Annotated in this window: 17 protein-coding genes; all 17 read right to left on the reverse strand. The window is 68.0% G+C overall.

What is annotated here, in order from left to right; genetic code table 11:
- Positions 1-102 precede the first annotated feature (102 nt).
- The 17 genes from CR156_RS05245 to pilL2 all read right to left on the reverse strand — a co-directional run bounded on the left by CR156_RS05245 (position 103) and on the right by pilL2 (position 14,764).
- The gene (locus CR156_RS05245) at positions 103-888 is read right to left on the reverse strand and encodes a DsbA family protein (protein WP_017640436.1); all 786 of its coding nucleotides are present in this window, start codon (positions 886-888) and stop codon (positions 103-105) included.
- Positions 889-901: 13 nt separating this feature from the next.
- The gene (locus CR156_RS05250; protein ID WP_017640435.1) at positions 902-3,781 is read right to left on the reverse strand and encodes a conjugative transfer ATPase; all 2,880 of its coding nucleotides are present in this window, start codon (positions 3,779-3,781) and stop codon (positions 902-904) included.
- On the reverse strand, positions 3,781-4,221 hold the full coding sequence (locus tag CR156_RS05255; RefSeq protein ID WP_017640434.1) for a TIGR03751 family conjugal transfer lipoprotein: 441 nt from the start codon (positions 4,219-4,221) through the stop codon (positions 3,781-3,783). Before CR156_RS05255 ends, CR156_RS05250 begins: the two co-directional genes overlap by 1 nt.
- Positions 4,202-5,620: a TIGR03752 family integrating conjugative element protein gene (locus CR156_RS05260; protein WP_047219621.1), complete on the reverse strand. Its 1,419-nt coding sequence runs from the start codon at positions 5,618-5,620 to the stop codon at positions 4,202-4,204. The genes CR156_RS05255 and CR156_RS05260 overlap by 20 nt, the downstream gene beginning before the upstream one ends.
- A complete protein-coding gene (locus tag CR156_RS05265; RefSeq protein WP_017640432.1) occupies positions 5,610-6,539 on the reverse strand; it encodes a TIGR03749 family integrating conjugative element protein in 930 nt (309 codons plus the stop codon). Before CR156_RS05265 ends, CR156_RS05260 begins: the two co-directional genes overlap by 11 nt.
- Positions 6,536-7,228: a PFL_4703 family integrating conjugative element protein gene (locus CR156_RS05270; protein WP_017640431.1), complete on the reverse strand. Its 693-nt coding sequence runs from the start codon at positions 7,226-7,228 to the stop codon at positions 6,536-6,538. The genes CR156_RS05265 and CR156_RS05270 overlap by 4 nt, the downstream gene beginning before the upstream one ends.
- Positions 7,225-7,623 carry a TIGR03750 family conjugal transfer protein gene (locus tag CR156_RS05275; protein ID WP_003105639.1) on the reverse strand — a complete coding sequence of 133 codons (399 nt, stop codon included), beginning with the start codon at positions 7,621-7,623 and terminating at the stop codon, positions 7,225-7,227. The genes CR156_RS05270 and CR156_RS05275 overlap by 4 nt, the downstream gene beginning before the upstream one ends.
- Before the next feature lie 12 nt (positions 7,624-7,635).
- Positions 7,636-7,995 (reverse strand): TIGR03745 family integrating conjugative element membrane protein, encoded by a 360-nt coding sequence (locus tag CR156_RS05280; protein ID WP_017640430.1) that lies wholly within the window; start codon positions 7,993-7,995, stop codon positions 7,636-7,638.
- Positions 7,996-8,011: 16 nt separating this feature from the next.
- The gene (locus CR156_RS05285) at positions 8,012-8,245 is read right to left on the reverse strand and encodes a TIGR03758 family integrating conjugative element protein (RefSeq protein ID WP_003050225.1); all 234 of its coding nucleotides are present in this window, start codon (positions 8,243-8,245) and stop codon (positions 8,012-8,014) included.
- Positions 8,242-8,622, reverse strand: coding sequence for an integrative conjugative element protein, RAQPRD family (locus CR156_RS05290; RefSeq protein WP_017640429.1), 381 nt, complete (start codon positions 8,620-8,622; stop codon positions 8,242-8,244). The genes CR156_RS05285 and CR156_RS05290 overlap by 4 nt, the downstream gene beginning before the upstream one ends.
- 98 nt (positions 8,623-8,720) lie before the next feature.
- Positions 8,721-9,470: a TIGR03747 family integrating conjugative element membrane protein gene (locus CR156_RS05295; protein ID WP_017640428.1), complete on the reverse strand. Its 750-nt coding sequence runs from the start codon at positions 9,468-9,470 to the stop codon at positions 8,721-8,723.
- Entirely contained in the window at positions 9,467-11,653 is a 2,187-nt protein-coding gene (traD, locus tag CR156_RS05300) for a type IV conjugative transfer system coupling protein TraD (RefSeq protein WP_100552107.1), read from the reverse strand. The genes CR156_RS05295 and traD overlap by 4 nt, the downstream gene beginning before the upstream one ends.
- A gap of 4 nt (positions 11,654-11,657) precedes the next feature.
- Positions 11,658-12,206: an integrating conjugative element protein gene (locus tag CR156_RS05305; protein WP_017640426.1), complete on the reverse strand. Its 549-nt coding sequence runs from the start codon at positions 12,204-12,206 to the stop codon at positions 11,658-11,660.
- Entirely contained in the window at positions 12,203-12,793 is a 591-nt protein-coding gene (locus CR156_RS05310) for a transglycosylase SLT domain-containing protein (RefSeq protein ID WP_017640425.1), read from the reverse strand. Before CR156_RS05310 ends, CR156_RS05305 begins: the two co-directional genes overlap by 4 nt.
- The gene (locus CR156_RS05315; RefSeq protein ID WP_100552108.1) at positions 12,775-13,512 is read right to left on the reverse strand and encodes a TIGR03759 family integrating conjugative element protein; all 738 of its coding nucleotides are present in this window, start codon (positions 13,510-13,512) and stop codon (positions 12,775-12,777) included. Before CR156_RS05315 ends, CR156_RS05310 begins: the two co-directional genes overlap by 19 nt.
- 14 nt (positions 13,513-13,526) lie before the next feature.
- Positions 13,527-14,168: a hypothetical protein gene (locus tag CR156_RS05320; RefSeq protein ID WP_017640423.1), complete on the reverse strand. Its 642-nt coding sequence runs from the start codon at positions 14,166-14,168 to the stop codon at positions 13,527-13,529.
- Positions 14,165-14,764, reverse strand: a complete 600-nt coding sequence (gene pilL2 / locus CR156_RS05325) for a PFGI-1 class ICE element type IV pilus protein PilL2 (protein ID WP_017640422.1) — start codon at positions 14,762-14,764, stop codon at positions 14,165-14,167. The genes CR156_RS05320 and pilL2 overlap by 4 nt, the downstream gene beginning before the upstream one ends.
- Between the last annotated feature and the right edge of the window lie 98 nt (positions 14,765-14,862).

Here is a 14,862-nt window from a genome sequence, read left to right on the forward strand (position 1 = left end):
TGCATCCACCACCGCGCAGCGGTGATTGTTCGCAGCCAGGATGCGAAGCGAACGGGTAGCGGTCAGTGCGGCAAGCCGCGCCGTAGCCTCCAAGACCGAGGGCTACCTGGGCATGTCGCCGACAACGTCGGCAGGCATTTCGGATGTGGGGATGGTGGGTGCGGCCGCCGTGTCGCTGGCCGAGTTCCCGGTCGCCAGCATGTCAATGGCCGACAGCAAGGCATCGCCCTCGATCGGCCCCTGCAGCAGGATGGTCTGACCCGTCTGGCGATCGAGCAGCCGCAGCGACGGCGTGGCGGTCACACCGCTCTTGGTGGCTTCAGCGGCCTGGGCGCGAATAAGCACATCTGGCCGCTCGCTCGCCAGGCACCGCTCGACGGCCGGCGTCGATGCGGGGTAGCGCAGGCCATCGGGCAAGCCCTGGCCGTCGCTGCGCGTGTGGGCATAGACCCATTCGATCGCCTGCCAGAACGCCGCATGCCCGCCACCTTCGGCGGCGCACTCGGCCAGACGCGCCTCGGCCGACGCGGCGGGCTCGTGTGCGGCCAGCGGCTGGTGGTGCCATTGCAGGGCCACGTCGGTGTTGTTGCCGACCCAGCGCTTGAGCTGCGGGAAATACTCCCGGCAGAACGGACATTCCAGGTCGGCATAGAGCGTCAGCGTGAAGCGGCCCTCTGGGTTGCCCATCTGCCAGGGTGACCCCGGCGTCTGCGTCATGCTGACCGGCGAGGGCGACGGCGCTGAGGATTCATCGGGCGACCGGGGGACGAGCCAGATCAACAGCAATGCGACCAATGCAGCGGCCAAGGCCCAGGGCCAGCGGGGACGCCCGTTGCGACGGCGGAACACCTGGACCTGCATCGGAATGGAAGGACGTTTCGGTTCCATGGCGTTCTCCGGCTTAGTAGGGCAGTTCCAGGGCTGGCGAATCGATGCCGCGTGCCTGGTCGATCTTCTCGGCCACCTTGAAGGCCGCCTCCAGTTCGGAGCAGCCGTATTGCTGCATGAGCTGGTAGCGCTCGGCCTTCTCTTCGGGTTCGGTCTGCGCGAGCGCGAGGTACAGGCTCGGCGGCACGGCACGGAACAGCACTTCCATGCTCTTGGAGAGGATGACGCCCTCGGTGAATTTCCCCGCCTCTTTGCGCGCCGACAACATTAGCGCCTTCTGTGCTGGGCTGAGTTCGCGGAACCGCGCGATCTTCTCCACCTCATCCGGGGGCATCGACAAGCAGATCCACCACTCGATCATGTTGAGCATGGGCTCAGCTGCGCGCGGCAGATCGTCGATGTTCTGCGTGGCCAACCAGAACCATGCGCCCAGCTTGCGCCACATCTTCGTGATCTTGACCACGTAGGGCGCGAGCAGTGGGTTCTTCGTGATGATGTGTCCTTCGTCGGTGACGTTGATGATCGGGCGTCCAAGGTATTGGTCGCGCTCGGCGATGTTGTTCACCGTGCTGATCAGGCTGATGTAAGCGATGGAGAGCTGCGCGTTGTAGCCCTCGCGGGCGTATGTCGCGAGGTCAACCAAGGTGATGTCGGCTTCGGGCCACGGCGTGCCGTCGCGGTCGAACATTTCGCCGTCCGTGCCTTGACAGAACATGTCCATCGCATCCGCCATCTCCAGCAGCCGCACGCGGCGCATTTCGGGCAGCGTCGGGTCCTGGCCGCGGGCGCGCAACGCGTTGCGCACGTCGCGCGTAAGCACCGTGCGTTTGTCGGCCACGCAGTGCTCGGCGGCGTCGAGGATGCACTGACGGATCAGCGAGCGGTCAGCCCGTGTCATCCGGGCTTCCTCCTTGTCCTCTCCGCCCGTGATCATCAGCCGCGCCGTGATCTCCAGTTCGCCGAGCACGTCGCGCTGCTCGTCCGCCTCCATGGCCGAGGCATCTGGTGGCGGGTCTTCATCCAGCGCGTCGGCGTCGAGCGTCTGCACGTCGCTGGGCGTCTCGATCAGCCGACGCGCGTCTGCGAATGGCGCGAGGCTGATGCCCGAACCTGGGGCCAGCTTGACCCGGTTTACCGTCAGCCCGAGCCTGCGTGCGAAGTCGCTGAACAGGCCGAAGCTGTTGCCAGCCTCCACGATGAACAGCCGCGGTCGGTAGATGGCCGTGACCTGATTCAAGAGGTTGTTGAGCGTGGCGCTCTTGCCGGAGCCGGTGGGGCCGAACAGGAACAGATGGGCGTTCATCTGCCGATCCAGGCGGCTGAGCGGGTCGAAGGTGATCGGCCCGCCACCGCGGTTGAACATCGTGATGCCCGGGTGCCCCGTACCTTGAGCGCGGCCCCACACCGGCGACAGGTTCGCCGCGTGCTGAGCGAACATCAGTTGGGTGTACCACTTGCGCCGATCCTGGCCGGGGTTGTAGCAGCATGGCAGCCACCGCAAGTAGCTGTTGAGCGGCGCCACCTCGTCGTCCTCGCGCACCGGCTGCAAGCCAGCATTGAGCATCACGTTCGCCAGGTCCAGGCCGCGCCGGTCCAGTTCCGCTTCGTCGCGTCCGCGCAGGTAGAATGCCAGCGTCCCCCGGTAGAGCTTGTGCGCGCTGCCGATGAGGGAGCGGGCTTCCTGCACGTCCTTCAACGTCTGCTCCGACGCCAGCGTCTCGCCCACGGCCTTCTTCGCCAGGTGGTTGAGATCCGCTTCCAGGACATCCTGCGGCGTGGCGACCATCGTGAGACACAGCAAGGTGTCTTCCGGCATCTGGTCGAACAGCGTGTTGATGGCATCCCCTTTGCGGGTCTCGCCGGTCAGGTGTCCGGTGCCGGGCGGCATGCGCAGCCGGTCGGTGATCAGCACGCGGTGCGGCATGCCGTCGAAATACCAGGTGCCGTGCTCCACGTCGGAGCGTGGCTGGCCGAAGAACAGCCGCTGACTGAAATCCCGCCCGCTCGCCAGCTCGATTTCGCCGGCCTCGCTTTCTTCGGTGCTGTCGGGGTAGCGCGCCAGTGCATAGAAGCGCTCCTGATCCTCGGCTCCAGGCCCGAGCATCGCGGGGCGCGGATTGAACCACCGCAGCAGCCAGTCGTGGACGTCGGCTGCGACCATGCGCCGTGCCTGGATGCCGGCGTTCGCCAGGCCGCCGCACAGGCGGTCGCAGACGATGTTCAGCATCTGCTCGGGCGTCTGGCCGCGGCGGCTTGCCTGCCCGGTGGCACGGCGATAGATCACCATGCGCACCCGCCGCGTCTGGCCGCGCCAGCGCAGCCGCGTGACCACCGTGTCCTCGAACAGGCCGCCCGGCTTGGCGACCGCGCGCAGATGGTGGCCGAAGAAGCGCAGGTAGAACTCGGTGAACGCAGTATCGCGGGCGCGCGGCTGCACATAGTCGCGCAGGGTCTGCATGTACTGGTCGAAGCTGGGCTCGTCCTGGGCGTAGAGCTGGAGCACCCAGGGGTTCTCGTCCAGCTCATCGAACGAGTCCTGGAGCGCGTTCTCCAAGGCATCGCGGGCATGCGCGAGCCAGCCGGGCTCCCGCCCCTCGGTGCCCAGCGGCACCAGCTCGTAGAAGGCAGCGACCGACTGCCCATCCTCCAGCAGCATGGACTTCGACTGCGGCAAGAACTCCACCCAAGGCAGCAGTTCCGCGAACGACGGCGCGACGTCGTACAGCGCCTGCTCGTCGGCTACCGTCGCCGGCCTGCGGCCCTGGACCGCTGCGCCGGGTTCAGGGACGCCGGCCTGGCGCAAGGCCTCGACGTGGCGCTGCCAGCCGTCCGGCTTCTCTTCGTCGCCGGTGCCGGATGCGGCCAGCTTCGGCCAGGGAAGTTTCCAGCGCATCAATAGTCCTCCAGCCGTTCACCGGGCATGGCGTACTGCACGCGCTGGTACAGCGGGAAGACCGTCGTGTAGCCCGGAACCGGCACGGGGTCCGTGCCCGCTAGGTGCGGGTACACATACATGACGAGATCGGGGTTGGGCAGGCGCTGGAACTGGCGATAAACCTCGTTGCGCGCCAAGCGCGTGTAGCGCATCTGCTCGACGGGCGCAGCCTGCACATCGGCGTCGGTCAGCGGCCGGCGCAGGCTCTGGCGCGCGTCGAGCAACTGCCGGCGCGCGACCTGGCCGGTGCCACTGCCGCCGCCACCCGTTTCCTGCTGCCAGATGTCCATCATGGTGCGGTCGCTATGGGTCAGCAGTTCTTCCTTGCTGGTGGCGCAACCGCCGAGCACGGCGACGGCCGCGGCCAGCGCGAGGCCCTTAATCGAGTTCGAGCGCATGGCTTTCTCCTGCACGGTGATCGACGCGCCGGCCTTCGGGGTCGTGATCGATGGCCAGCGGCTTTTCGAGGTGGACGGCAACCTTGGCACCAGGCTGGACATAGACGGAGGCGAAGGCCTGGCCGTAGAGCTTGTTGACCCAGGCCGACATGTCCCGGACGCCGCCCGCGAGGATCTGGCCGACTGCTTCCTTGCCGCTGATGCCCACGGTGCCGATGGCGCCGTCCGAGCCGACGTAGGACATGCGGCCGCTGTCGCTCTCGATGAGCGAGGCCACGCCGGCACCGGCCGCCGTGATCAGGGCCTGCGAGCCGAGGTACTGCTGGGCGTTGCTGCGCCGTTCGCCACTGACGCAGGGGATGCCGTGCGGATCGCTGATCCAGCCCAGGCCGTCGCGCTGCTGGTTGTTCTGCTGGTTGCCTTCGCGGTCTTCGGGGATGGTGCGGATCGTGCCGTCGTTGAAGACGAAGGTGATGCTGCGTACCTGGCCGCGCACGCACGAGAGCGTCCAGTCACCCGATGCGGTTCCGCTGAACACGGCGCCGGCCACGTCGGGAATATCAATCCCGTTGGCCGTGAGGTTGTCCGGGCCGACCAGCACCTTGAAGGGGTACGGATCGTTCACCGTCCCGTCGATCGGCACACGACCGATCAGCGCGGTCATCGCGACCGACCCCATCAGCGTTGAGTTGGTTGGCACGGTATAGACCGGCTTGGCGCTCTTGACGCCTGCCGCACGTGCGCCGGCGTTCGCCACGGTTTCCGCGGTCGTTTCCAGCGTGCTTTGCGCCGGGCCGAAGCTCGTCGGGAAGCTCATGCCGCTGCCCGTGCCACGACTGCCGTTGCGTCCCTCGGCCTTCTTCGCGTCGTCCGGTTCGACCCAGCGCATGCCGCCTTCCATGTCGGCCTCGTCGCCATCGCGCAGCCCCAGGCCCACGGGCAGATCGGCATGGCCGCCGCCGCGCCCGCCGATGCTGTCCAGACGCCGCTGCAGGTCGGCGAGCAGCCCTTCGGTCTGCTGGCGCGCGCTGGCCGCCTGTTCCTGGTCGCGGCGCAGGTTGGAGCGCTCGGATTCGAGGGCCGAATTGATGCGCTGATCGATGGAGTTCTCGCGCTGGCGCAGCCGCTGGTTTTCCTCGCGCTGCGACTTGTTGTCGGTCAGCGCGGTCTGAAGCTCGGTGCGCAACTGCTTTACCTGGGCGACGAGCGTTGCCACTGTATCGCGGGGGGTATCGCCTTCGATGCCCAACGCCTTCATTTCCTCGGGTGTGAGCTTGGCGCCGGCATCCGGGGCGAGCGGCGCCGACGAGCTTCCACCCGAAAACAACCGGATGGCGACGAACAGCACTAGCAAGGCGACCGGGATCATCAGCCACTTGAGCAAGCCGTTACTGCGCATGGCGGGCCTCCTTGCCGTCGCCGGCTTCAGCTTCCGGTTGCGGCAGATGCACGGCCGGGTCGAAGCGGTGGATCGCCGGCAGCAGCGACTGCGCCAGGCCGTGCCCTCGCGTCACCAGGTACAGGACGGTCGTGTCCTCGGGCGTTCCGCGCGGGCCGAGCGCCTCGTGCTGGAAGGTGGCGGTGAGGAAGTCGCCTTGCAGCACGCGCGGGTCGAGCGTGATCCTGCCCGCGCCGGTGTTGGTCAAGCGCACGGCAGTGACCCACTGGTCTTCCAGACGCCACGACGCGAGCGCGACCGCGCGCACCGGCAGCGTCGGCATCAGCGTGCCGAGGTCGAGGTCACGGCGCAGGTTGACCCGCATGACACCCGGCAGCGGCTCCACGGTGCGCAGCGGCGCATAGAGGTTCTGCGCAGCGAAGCGCGTCAGGACGACCGGCACGGGGGTTTCGCGCCGCGCCGCTTGAGCGCCTGTCTGATCCTGGGCGCGTGCCGGGGCCTCATCGGCACCGCCTGCCTGATCGCCGTAGCGCGCCGGGGTGCTGCTGCCCTCGACGATGCGCACCGGCTCCAGCTCGGCCTCGCCGTCCTTGGGCGGCTCGGCCGCGATGTCGAGCAGGATCAGCGCGCCCGTGTCGGCGTCCTGCAGTTGCAGCCGCGTGGGCTCGATCGGTTCGCTGGCGCGCAGGTACACCGCGCCGCCCGCGCTCTGCACGCGCAGGCGTTCGCCCGCGCCCGCAGGCACGCCCACGCGGACGTTCCGGTCGATGAACACGATGCGCTCTTGGCCCACCCTCAGCGGCACCGCGAGCGGCATGCGTTCCCAGCGCAGAATTTCGACCGCCTGGACAGCGGCGGGCATGGTGGCCGAGGCAGCCACGGCTAACAGCCCAAGCAGCGTGAATACAGGATGCTTCATGGGGTGTTTCCTCCTTGGGGCGCTTGCGGAGACAGGCCGCCAGGCGCCGGGCGCGACGGCTCCGGGGCGCTGATGCGCTGGGGGGCACCGTCGTAGCAGTCAAGCGCCAGACCGAACGGGTTGCGGGCGGGATCAACGTCCACCCGCGTGACCTTCACCGGGTAGCGCACCAAGGCCCGCTTGACCTGCTCGGCGCCGTAGTACTCGTCGGCGGTGATGTCCAGCCTCACCACCCAGTCGCGGTCGGAGACCACGCGCACGCGCGCCGTGGGGTCGTCGCCGTAGCCGCGGCCGGGGATTTCGTAGATACCGCGCACGCGCTGGCGCAGCTCGCCCGTGCTGCGGCGATAGTCGTAGTCCGCCCGCAGGAAGGCCTGGCAGGACGGGGTGAGGTACGGCGAGAGCGTGTGGAGGTTGCGCGCGTAGTCCTCTTCGCCGTTCGTCGGCCAGCGGTTGAGGGTCTGGAACACGTAGAACGTGAACGCATAGACCGATTCGGGCGGAACTTCCCACCACTTGCGGGTACTGCCGGAGCGCAGGTCGGGCGGGACGTGGATGGTTAGGTCGCGCGGCGCGCTCCACCAGCCGCCGCCCATGACCAGAGCGACGATGACCAGCGCGCCGGCACCCAGGCGGAGCGTCTTGATGTGCGCCTGCAGATGGGTGATCTCGTTCTTGAAGCGGCTCATCGCATGCTCCTGCGGGTGGACCAGAAGCCCGAGCGCGAGATCAGCACGTGGCCGCCCACCCAGCCGGCCATCAGCGGATGGCGCGTTGCGATGCGCCACTGCAACTGTCGATACAGCCAGGTGTCGGGGCGCCCACGCTTGAGGCGGCGCAGGATGCCGCCGCCGATGAACACGCCCAAGGCCACGCCCAGGACAACGAACGTCGGTGCGATGGCGATCGTGCGGAACACCCACGAAAGCGGCGCGCCGACCAGCAGGCCGGCCGCGCCGGACAGGCCGCAGCAGATCCACAGCTCGTCGGCGGTGAGGCCGCGCACGACCACGGGATGGCGGTTGAGCCGGTGCGGAAGGAACGTGACCGTCCCGTCCGCACGGACGTGCTGCTGCTCGGACATACCAGCCTCGCCTTACAGGATGCCGGTGGCTTCGGTGAGCAGCCAGATGCCGATCACGAGCAGCACGGCGCCGATGGCGACCGTGAGGCCGAACTGGCCCCACGTCTTGCGGCCGGTGTGGATCTCCGCGTAGGTGCCGTAGGCGTGGTAGCAGACGCCGATAAACATCGACGCCACGACCAGCAGGGCCACGAGCATGATGATGTCGTAGCCGTAGTTGCGGATCGTTTCCATGATGCCGTTGCCGGTGCCGCGGGTCGGGTTCTCCAGTTGCGGCAGCCCCTGCGCGAACGACAGCGCGGGCAGCGCGGCGGCGCCCAGGGCCACGGCGGCACGCTGGGAAAAACGGGACGTGAGGATGCGGTTTTGCATGGTCAGGCCTTTCAGGTCAGGAGAGGAGGAAGAAACTCAGGACGAGGTACATCGCGACAAAGCGGATGCAGACGCCGAGGAACTGGCGCTGGTTGAGGCGGCTCTCTGACCACCCCACGTAGGCCGTTCGGATGGCCCAGACGCCCCAGACGAGCAGGACCGCGAACACGACGCCGACCAGGACGGTCGCCATCGCCGAAGGCGCGATGCCGCTGTTGGCTTGAAATGCCGAGACCTGGGCGCCGTTCATGGCTTGGCCTCCGCGGTCGTCGGCGATGGAGCGACGGTCCGCTCGGTGCGGTAGTCGCCAGCCAGTTCAGCGGGGTCGCGCGGCTGGGCACGCGACGGTGTGAGGTGGGCCTGGATGCCGGCGCGCACGCGCGCCAAGTCAGCCAGCAGCCGCGGGTAATCGAAGTGGTAGCGCTCGCCCGGCTGGATGGGGGCATGCGCGGCGCTGTTGGTGACGGTGCGCTCCAGCGCGTCGAGTTGACGCAGCGCGGCGACCAGCTCCTGGCGCTGCGCGGGGGGCTCGGCCAATGTCATCGGGGACTGGCCCAGCAGGAGGGCCGTCACGAAAAAAGTGGGCACGCCGCGATGCGCGGCGCGCTGCCAGATCGGAGCCAACATCGCGCCATTCCTGTGTGATCAGCAATGGGTTGATCGTGGGCAACGAGGGGCTTTTAGGCCGCAAACAATAGGAACCTGCGGATGACCGGATTGATGGTCTAGAGGTACTTCTTGAAGCTGCCTGCGGTCAGGCTCACGGCCAGTCCCAGCAAGGCGGCGCTCGGCAGCAGGATCAGGAGTGGATGCACCGAGATCGGCAAGGCCAGGTACGTGACCCACGGCAACACGGCCAGCGGCATCAGGCTCGCCTTCGCCCGGTGGTAGATGAAACCGGATTCCCGGCCCGCGCCGAACCGGCGCACGTCCCGCCGTACCAGGCCGTCGATCAGACCGACGAATGCCGCGGTGAAGATCAGCGGCAGCGTGAGCACCAGGACCAGCAGGCGCACCAGGAAAGTGAGCGTCGTGAAGGCCGCAGCGATCAGGTAGCTCTCGGTCCAGACATAGACCTGGCTGATGTAGTACCGGAAGTTGCGGGTCTGCCCATGGCTGGGCGCGCGGGCGCGCTCGGCGGTCTGGCTCATGCGCTCCAGCAGCCCCGAGCGCACGAACACCCATTCGTAGCCGGTATCCACCAGCTCGTGCGCCGTTCGGCCCGGCTCCTGCACGACGACGCTGCGCGTGAAATGGTTGGACAAATGCCCCAGCTCGTACTGCAACATCTGCTGGGAGTGGCGCCAGCCTTGGTCCTTCCAGAACAGGTGCATGCCGACGCACTCGACCACGATCGAGAACAGCAGCGAGCCGATCAGCACCCCGAGCAGCCGGAACGGCAAGGTGATGGTGCCGACGATCAGGCCCTGGCGCTGGTTCTGCTCCCGCTGCGCGGTCGAGGCGGCGTCCTTCATGACGAGGCCTCGTTGCCGGCGCTGTCGTCGGTGGCTGCCGGGCCAGCTTCGGTCGGCGTAGCCTCATCCAGCAGGTCCTTGGGCAAAGCCCCGTCCTGCGGGGCCGGAGAACTGGTGAACTCCCACCACTGCGTGGCTTCGCTGTAGCTCTGGCGCATGTACCCGGCCAGTTGCTGCAAGTCCGCCGGCATCACCTCGTCCGGGTCCGGCGCCGGCAGCGGCATGCGCACTTTCCAAAGCTGACCACCCTGCAACAACGCGAAGCACTGGCCCTTGGGCAAGCCGACGACGTGCGACGGCTCGATCATCGGCACGCTGGACATGCTGATGCGGTCCTGGGTGTTCGACGTGAAATCCGTCGCCCCGCGAATGTCCGAGCTGTCGGTCGCGCCGCTGACGATGGTGGTCGTATAGACCTCGACCTTCGGTAGTTGCCGGGTCAGCAGTTCAGCGGTCGCGGTCTCGCGCACGCGCAGCATGAACAGGTTGTTGAAGTTGCCGATCACCTGACCGGCCTTGGCGCGGTTGCCAATGCGGGCCTCGATGTCCGAGAGGGTCTGCGTGTACGCGGTGACCTGGAGGCCTGCGCCACCGCCCTTGTTGATCAATGGGATGAACTCGTCGCCCATCAACTCGTTGAACTCATCCGCATGGACATTGATCGGCACGCGCGCACCGGCTGAAGCGCCCGGCAAGCCATCGTCAATCCCGTGCTTGTAGATGTGGCCTGCGACCGAAACCAGGTCGGAGAACATGGAATTGCCGACCGCTGCGGCGACCTCGGCGTCGGACAGCGCGTCCAGGCCCACGTAGACGACGGCGCGCTTTCGGATGACCTGCATCCAATCGAAGATCGGGCGCGGGTCGGCCAGGTCGGAATAATTCGGGGCCAGAAGCTGGGAAATCTTCCCGCTGGTGAGCTTCTCCAGCAGCGGCAGCAGGCTGGCGACGATCTTGTCGAAGTACGTCTTGTCGTAGCGGACGGCAGAGCGCAGGCCGTCCAGCACCGGGTCGTAGTTGCGGGCCTGGGAGAGGTACTGCTCCAGCGCCACCACGCGCTTCTCGCGCCCGATCATGTTGCGCGGGATGTTCTTCTCATTGAGCTTGGCCTCGATCTGAACGATCACCTCCCAGGCCTTGGGCTCGGTCTTGGCGAAGTAGTGCTGGGCGTACTCGATGAACAGCGCGTCGATGTTGATGACGTGCCGCTGGATCAGCATGTAGTCCGGGCGCTGCCCCAGTTCCACCAGGGCGCGGGCGATGATGTTGACGAAGCGCCACGCGAACTCCCTGAAGGCTGCGCTGTTGCCTTCGCCGGAGAGCTGGCCCGCGATGCGGGTGGCGACTTCCGAGATGCGACCGAAGCGGCCTACGGCGTTGTAGCGCGCGGAAATGTCCGGCCAGCCCAAATGGAAGACATAGAACTCGCCTTCGCGGCCCGCGCGCTTGGCCTCGACATACATCCGCTTCAGGAGATCGGCATCTCCTTTGGGGTCGATGAAGATCACGACCTCGTGCTCGCCCGCAGAGTTCGTGCGCCGGATGTCCTGCGTGACGAACAACTCGGCCAACCGGGTCTTGCCCACGCGCGTGGTGCCCAGTACCAGCGAGTGCCCGACGCGCTCGCCCAGCGGCAGGCTGACGTCCACCTCCTCCGGTTCGATTCCGTGCAGGCGCGGCAGGCCGCCCACTGGCGGCAGCGGCCGCACCGGGTTGCAAGGTACGTCCCAGCCGGTGAGTTTCGACAGCCGGGACAGCGGGAACGGCGCGAACTCCAGCCGTTCCTCCAGCCTGCGCGCCAGCCGATAGGCCGGCGTCGGCTCGACGTAGCGCCGAAACTCCGGCCGGTACGTCTGCATGAGCCTATGGGTGTGTTTCTGCTCCCACAGGAACCCGCGCCCCACGAACAGACGCTGCTGGCTGACCGGCACGTCCTTGCTGGTCATCACGTACCGAGGCAACCTGCGGATGTTGCGCCGGTAGCGCAGGATGATGCGAGCGTCGCGGTAGCGGATCGCGCCGTAGGCACCAAACGCCAGGGCGCTGCCGATGCCCATGGCCGGGCTTAGCGCGATCGACCACGGGGCCACCAGGGACAGAAACGCGGCGCCTGCACACGCCGCGACGGTGTATAGCTCCACTGCGGGGCGTAGCAGGACCTCGACGGGCTGTTTCCCCGACATGGCTTCATTGCTCGATGCCGGTGGCCGTGATCAGCGCCGGGTAGTGCCGCAGGCCCAGGCGCTCGGCCAGGTCGTCGCCGGACACGGGCGCGAGGGGCACGCCATGCACCAGGGCGCGCAGCCGCGCCAGGCCTTGCACGGTCTCGACGTTGACCACCAGACCGACCGCGCCGCGCTCGCGCAATGAGGCTGCATGGCGGCGCAACCAGGCCTGGGAAGTCTCGTCGTCGCCCACGACCACGAAGGGACGCAGGCCCGGCGCCTCGATCACCCGCCGCGCGACGGTGCCGGACGTGAGCTTGGCGCTGCGCACCGGCAGCATCGCGGCCTCGTCCGCCGGTGTGGCAGGGATCTGAGGCGTCAGGATGGGCGACCGGGCCGGCGCGTTGGCGCGCGGCTGAAGGTTCAGGGCTTCGTAGTACGGCAGCGCCGACGTGCCGCCACGGTCTTCGACCACGATCAGCGGCTCGCCGGCACGCGAGGCCAGCGGCAGACCCGCCAACAGCACGAGCAGGCCTTTCGCCGCGAGATGAGCCAGATGGGATTTCGTCATGGTGAGGTCTCCTGGCGCGCGGCGAGGACCGCCGGGGTTGAGCGCGTGCCTTGCACGCGCGCGAGGTGGCGCGACACGCTGCGTCGATAGCGGGCGGCGGGCTCGCCTCCCGCGGGGCGGTGGTAACGGCCGATCGCCACCAACCAATCCTCCCCGGGGCTGTGCTGCTCTTTCAGGATCTCGGCGGCGATGGCGAGGTTGCGGTACGGGTCAAGCAGGTCGCACGCGGTGCTGTAGCGCTGCTGGTGGTAGCCGAGGTTGATCTGGCCCAGGCCCGCGTCGATGCGCGTGTGCGGCGTGGAGCGCATCGCCTGGTGCAAACCGGCACAGGCGTCGGATCGGGTCGCGTAGCGGCGCGACTGGCCGGCGACGTTGAGGGACCACGGCCACGGGACGATGCGCCCGTTGCGCCGGATGCCGCTCTCTTGCAGGGCTACGGCATAGAGCACCGTCGAGGGAATGCCCGCGCGCTGGGCGGCAAGCTGATAGGCCGGTGGTGGAACTTCCTGGGCCTGGGCAACGAAGGCGCAAAGGCCAGCAACGAGTACCAGTGCGCGCAACGGCGCCGTCAGGGTTGGCGTTGCCATTGGCCATTCACCTCGCGCACGGCGGCGGGCAGATCGCCGGGCAGGCCCAGTGACAGCCAGCGGCCGCCGTCGTGGTTGAGCGTGATGCTGCCGGCGCGCACGCGCGCCGGGTCGATCTGCGCGCGCTTGGCCCAGTCGCGGATGCGCGCGTCATCCTGGCGGCTGCCCACCATGTACAGGTCGAACTCCGCGCCCGAGGATTGCAGGCGCTGCACGAGCTGTCCGCAGGCTGCGCAGCCGTCCTTGACGAACACCGCCATGCGGCCGCTGCCGCGCAAGGGACTGCTGGATGTGCCGGCGCCCGGCTTGTCGTCGGGCAGGTTCACGCGCTGCATCCCCGGATTCAGGCGCTGCCAGGCCTCGTCGTAGGCCCTCTGGTAGGCGAGCAGCTTCTCGACGCGGCGCGCCTCAACCTGCACCTGCAGCTCTGCGTAGCGGCGCCTTTCCTCGTCGGTGCGGGCTTCGATGCCCAGGGCCGACAACGGGTCCAGATTGGGCGAGTAGATGCCCAGCGGCCCGTCCATCAGTTCGCGGTAGCGCGCCCACTCCTGCGGTTGCAGGCCCCAGTCGCTCGCCACCCGGTCGTCCAGAACGCGAGCGGCCAGCGAGCGCTCCTGGCTCTGCGCATTGCGGACGGGAGCCGCAGGCGGCTGCTGCGCCAAGGCGGGCCACTGGGCGGACGCCAGCAGGAGCGCGGAAAGGATGATCGGCGGCTTCATGCGCTGTACTCCAGTCAGGGAATCGCCATGCGACGGGTCTGGTCGCCGGTCTGGAACAGCGCGGTGTTGCCCTCGACCGCCTGCAAGCGCCACGGGCCGACCGCATCACCTGGCAGCAGCACCTGAAGTTGGTCGGGCGTGAAGTCGCCACTGCTGGGCGCGACAGACACGCTGCGCTCGCCGGCGCGCAGTTCGGCACCGACGACCCGGAACGGCAGCGGCGGAGGTTCGGGCTTGGCGGATGACTTGCTCGGTGCGCGCGGCTGGGCGGGTACTGCGGCGCGTGCGGTGGTCTGGCGCGCCTTGACCTGCTCGACTTCGGCGCGCAGTGCCTGAAGGTCGTCGGCAGCGGCATAGGCGCTCAGCGATTTCTCGACCTGGGCCGCGCGTGCTTCCAGGATTTGGCGGGTGTCTTTGAGGTCTGCCGCCGTGGCAACGGCCGGCCGCTGCTGGATGGCCTCGACGGTCTCGGCCAGGCCTGTCGCCTGCGCTTCGAGGCGTTGCAGCCGGGAATCGAGGCGATCCTGGTCGGCTTGGTCGTTCATGGCCTGGTAGCCCAGGGCCAAGAGGACACTGAGGCCAAGCAGCCAGAGCCACATCAGGCTCTGCACCACCACGGCGGCGGTTGAACGCTGGGCGGATTGCGGAGCGTTCATGGCTGGCCTCCCGAAACTGCGGGTGCCAGCGGGAACGTCTGCACCGCCTCGATGGGGGGCGGCGCGGGTGTGTTGTCGGCGGTCATGCTCTCGCCGGGCCGCTCAAAGCAAATCTGTCGTGTGAGGTCATCCGCGTGCAGTTCCCAGGCCGGGCCAGCCAGCGTGAGCAGCGCATCGCGCAAGGTCATGGGGCCGAGGTGCAGGTGCGCCGCCGGCAGCGGCAGCGCGTACAGCTCGATCACCGCATGCGCTGTCTGGCACAGGCCGTAACCGCTGCGCTTGAGCACATGCCGCAGCCCATCGCCGACGGTGGCGCGCGCATCCTCGGGGATGGACACGTCGATGGTCTGCAACAGCAGGTCGCGCTGCGCCACCGTGGGCGCCAACTCGACCAGGGTGTAGCGGCCGTAGCGCACGACGGGGATGTACTCGGGAGCCTCGGGCTCGGACGCGGGCGAGACTTCCTCGAAGGCATCGGGTGCGTGCGGCGAAGTCGTGGTCGCGCAGCCGCTAGCCAGCACCGTCCAGAGCAGACCGAGGATTCCCGCCAGCAGGCGGCGTTCGGGGTGGTGAAACCAGGGTGGAGAGGGGCACATAGCTCGGCGTCCTGAAACATCGAGCCCTCACCATCGCCTCTAACGCCCCGGGGCAGCAGCAAACAATGCGAACCACGCTGTGTCCGATTTGCCGGCAG

Source organism: Stenotrophomonas lactitubi, assembly GCF_002803515.1.
Classification (GTDB): Bacteria; Pseudomonadota; Gammaproteobacteria; order Xanthomonadales; family Xanthomonadaceae; genus Stenotrophomonas; species Stenotrophomonas lactitubi.